General features: G+C 38.4%; 4 protein-coding genes. All 4 read left to right on the top strand.

What is annotated here, in order from left to right; translation table 11 throughout:
* Positions 1-885: chorismate mutase (locus tag ACY65O_RS05190; protein WP_462219786.1), on the top strand; the 885-nt coding region annotated here is incomplete at its 5' end.
* A 12-nt stretch (positions 886-897) separates the two neighbouring features.
* Positions 898-1,926 carry a 3-dehydroquinate synthase gene (aroB, locus tag ACY65O_RS05185; protein WP_462219785.1) on the top strand — a complete coding sequence of 343 codons (1,029 nt, stop codon included), beginning with the start codon at positions 898-900 and terminating at the stop codon, positions 1,924-1,926.
* Positions 1,926-3,209 carry a 3-phosphoshikimate 1-carboxyvinyltransferase gene (aroA, locus tag ACY65O_RS05180; RefSeq protein ID WP_462219784.1) on the top strand — a complete coding sequence of 428 codons (1,284 nt, stop codon included), beginning with the start codon at positions 1,926-1,928 and terminating at the stop codon, positions 3,207-3,209. The genes aroB and aroA overlap by 1 nt, the downstream gene beginning before the upstream one ends.
* Before the next feature lie 9 nt (positions 3,210-3,218).
* Positions 3,219-3,898 (top strand): chorismate synthase (locus ACY65O_RS05175; protein WP_462219783.1); only part of this gene is annotated, 680 nt, incomplete at its 3' end.

The following is a 3,898-nucleotide window of genomic DNA, read 5'->3' as shown; positions in this document are numbered from 1 at the left end:
GGTACAAAAGGGCTACCCTGGCTGGCGCAGGCAAAAAAAATTACGGGGCTACCCATTACCGTTGAGGTAGCAACAGCTAAACATGTGCAGGATGCATTACAGTTTGATGTGGATATGCTTTGGATTGGTGCAAGAACAACTGTAAATCCTTTTAGTGTGCAGGAAATAGCCGATGCACTGCGTGGAGTGGATGTGCCGGTGCTGATAAAAAATCCTATCAATCCGGATCTGGAACTATGGACGGGTGGCATTGAAAGGTTACAAAAAGTGGGCATCAAACAAGTGGGTATGATCCACCGTGGATTTTCTTCTTACGGTAATACCGAATTTAGAAACGCCCCCATGTGGCATTTGCCTATTGAAATGAAACGCAGGTTTCCGGAAATGCCATTGATATGCGATCCTTCGCATATTTGTGGTAACAGAACGTTGTTGCAATCAGTTGCTCAAAAAAGTATTGATCTTGATTTTGATGGTGTGATGATTGAGAGCCATATTGATCCGGATAATGCCTGGAGTGATGCCAAACAGCAGATAACACCGGAACGCTTAGCCGAAATGCTGGATGCACTTATATGGCGTAGTGAGAACACTGATGAAAAGGAATTTGTTACTGCATTGGCAACTTTGAGAGAGCAAATTAACCAGCTGGATGATGAACTGATGACGATTTTAGGACAGCGTATGCAGATCGCTGATAAAATTGGTACGTACAAAAAGAATAACAACATTACTATTTTGCAAACCAACCGCTGGAATGAAATTTTAGAAAAGGCATATCAAAAAGGCGATAAGCTGGGTCTAAGTAAAGAATTTATTACTAAATATTTTGATGCTATACATTTGGAAAGTATCAACCATCAGAATAATATTATGAACAGCTAAAATTTATTTTTAATGACTGTAGTTGAAAATACTTTTTCTGAAAAAAATGTAGCTTATTATTTTGATGCATCGTTTTCTTACTTAGATGAGATAGTTGAAAGAGACAATACTATTTTAATTACTGATGAAAATGTTTTTGAATTACATCAGCAAAAATTTGAGGATTGGAAAACGATAGTAATAAAAGCTGGAGAGGAGCATAAGCACCAGGCAACAGTAGATTTTATTATTAACCGGTTGATTGAACTGGAGGCAGACCGCAAAACATTTATTGTTGGGGTAGGCGGAGGTGTGGTTACAGATATTACAGGTTACGCTGCCAGTGTGTACATGAGGGGATTAAAATTTGGGTTTGTGCCCAGTACAATTTTAGCAATGGTAGATGCGGCCATTGGTGGAAAAAATGGGGTTGATGTTGGGTTGTATAAAAATTTGGTGGGGCTGATAAAACAACCGGAGTTTATTCTTTTTGATTATTCGCTGCTGCAAACTTTACCTAACGAACAATGGGTAAACGGTTTTGCCGAAGTAATAAAGCATGCCTGTATAAAAGATGCGGTGTTGTTTTCGGTTTTAGAAAAATATACGCTCAACGATTTTAGAAAAGATGCTTTGCTGCTGGCAGAGTTAATTGAAATAAATGTAAATATTAAAACTGCCATTGTTGTTATTGATGAATTTGAACAGGCCGATAGAAAGCTGCTGAATTTTGGTCACACCATTGGGCACGCAGTGGAAAACCTGCATCATATTTTACATGGCCATGCGGTAAGTATTGGCATGGTGGCCGCCTGTAATTTATCAGAACAAATTAATGATTTTCATTTTGAGGAAGCTATACGTATTGTAAAATTGCTGGCTAAATATCATTTGCCGGTTGATATTGAAACAGAATACGAAAAAGTTTTTGAGGTATTAAAGATGGATAAAAAAAGAATTAAAAACGAAGTGAATTTTATCCTGCTGAATAAAATTGGTGAAGCAGTAATTAAATCTGTTAAGCTGGATGATTTGCACAAGCATTTAAAAGAAATATTATAGTGAACGTAACAATAAAACCTTCGGTAATAAACGGAACAATTGTAGCACCTACCAGCAAAAGTTCGATGCAGCGGGCATGTGCAGCAGCATTGTTGCATGATGGTGAAACCGTAATTTTTAACCCTGGAAAAAGCAATGATGACTTAGCGGCGGTGGATATAATTCAAAAATTGGGTGCAGCTATACCGCAGCAAAAAGATGGGAATTTAATAATAAACTCTTCTGGCTTTATCTCCCCTTCAGGGCATGGGGGCATTAATTGTGGAGAAAGTGGCTTAAGTATTAGAATGTTTACTCCCATCGCTGCATTAAGTAATAAAGAAATTGGTATTACCGGTACCGGAAGTTTATTAAAACGCCCCATGGATTTTTTTGATGAAATATTTCCGCAGCTTGATATTGAAGTAACATCTAATAATGGCATGCTGCCCTTAAAAATAAAAGGACCGTTGCAGCCAAAAGATATTACGATTGACGGGTCATTGAGTTCGCAATTTTTAACCGGTTTATTATTTGCGTATGCAAAAGCGGCTACACATGCTGTTACCATCACTGTAATTAATTTAAAAAGTAAACCCTACATTGATTTGACTTTACAGGTGATGAAACATTTTGGTTATGAAGTGGAAAATAATAACTACCAATCTTTCACTATCAATCCTGTCAACCATCAACCATCAACTATCAACTATACGGTGGAAGGCGATTGGAGTGGCGCCGCTTTTTTATTAGTAGCTGGCGCAGTAGCAGGAAATATTACTGTAAAAGGATTGGATGTTTTTTCCACCCAGGCTGATAGAAAGATATTAGAAGCACTTAGCGATTGCGGATGCAAACTTTCCATCGAAGAAAATAAAATTGAATGTGCTTATCCCCCTTTAGGGGTTAAGGGTTTTCATTTCAATGCAACTGATTGTCCTGATCTCTTTCCTCCCCTGGTTGCGTTAGCAGCATATTGCAATGGCACAACAGTTATTGAAGGCGTAAGCCGTTTAGCACATAAAGAAAGTAACCGGGCATTAACTTTGCAGCAGGAGTTTGCAAAAATGGGAGTGGAAATAATTTTGCAGGATGATCTTATGATGATAAAAGGAGGCGGAGCAGTAAAAGGTGCACCAGTTCATTCCCATCATGATCATAGAATTGCAATGGCTTGTGCAGTAGCTGCATTAAAGGCAAATGGAGAAACTGTTATTGATGAAGCAGCAGCTATTAATAAATCATATCCTGATTTTTATGAGCATTTAAAATTATTAAATGCTGATGTATTTTTAAACAATTAAATTTTAAGAATGAATTCTTTTGGTCGTTTATTCCGGGTACATATTTTTGGCGAATCGCATGGCGATTGTGCTGGACTTACCATTGATGGCTGCCCGGCTGGATTGGATTTATCTGCGGAAGATTTTTTTATTGATATTGAAAGAAGAAAAGGTGGCACTAAAGGTACCACACCCCGTAAAGAAGACGATATTCCAAAAATAATTACGGGATGGTTTAACGGAAAAACAACAGGGGCTCCATTGACTATTTTGTTTGAAAATAAAAATACACGGAGTGGTGATTATGAAAAGCAACGGGCTTTTCCCAGGCCGGGCCATGCCGATTTTACAGCACATACAAAATTTGGCGGTTACGAAGATTTCAGGGGCAGCGGGCATTTCAGTGGCAGGTTAACCGTATCGTTAGTTGCAGCGGGTGTGGTTGCAAAAAAATTGCTACAGCAAATAAAAGTAGAATCAAGTATTGTAGAAATAGGTGGAGAAGATGATCTAGATAAGGGCTTGCAAAAAGCCATTGATGAAAAAGACAGCATCGGTGGTATTGTAGAATGCCGGGTAAATAATTTACCCGTTGGTTTGGGCGAACCGTTTTTTGATTCCGTAGAGTCACTAATTAGTCATGCTGTTTTTGCAATACCTGCAGTACGTGGTATTGAATTTGGAACAGGCTTTGCCGCAGCAAAAATGTT

This window comes from Ferruginibacter sp., assembly GCF_031430955.1.
Lineage (GTDB): Bacteria > Bacteroidota > Bacteroidia > Chitinophagales > Chitinophagaceae > Ferruginibacter.
This window is presented reverse-complemented; position numbering and strand designations above follow the sequence as displayed.

Bases quoted from the DNA above. Each gene is read 5' to 3' on its own strand.
- aroB (WP_462219785.1), top strand. From the start codon at position 898: ATGACTGTAGTTGAAAATACTTTTTCTGAAAAAAATGTAGCTTATTAT.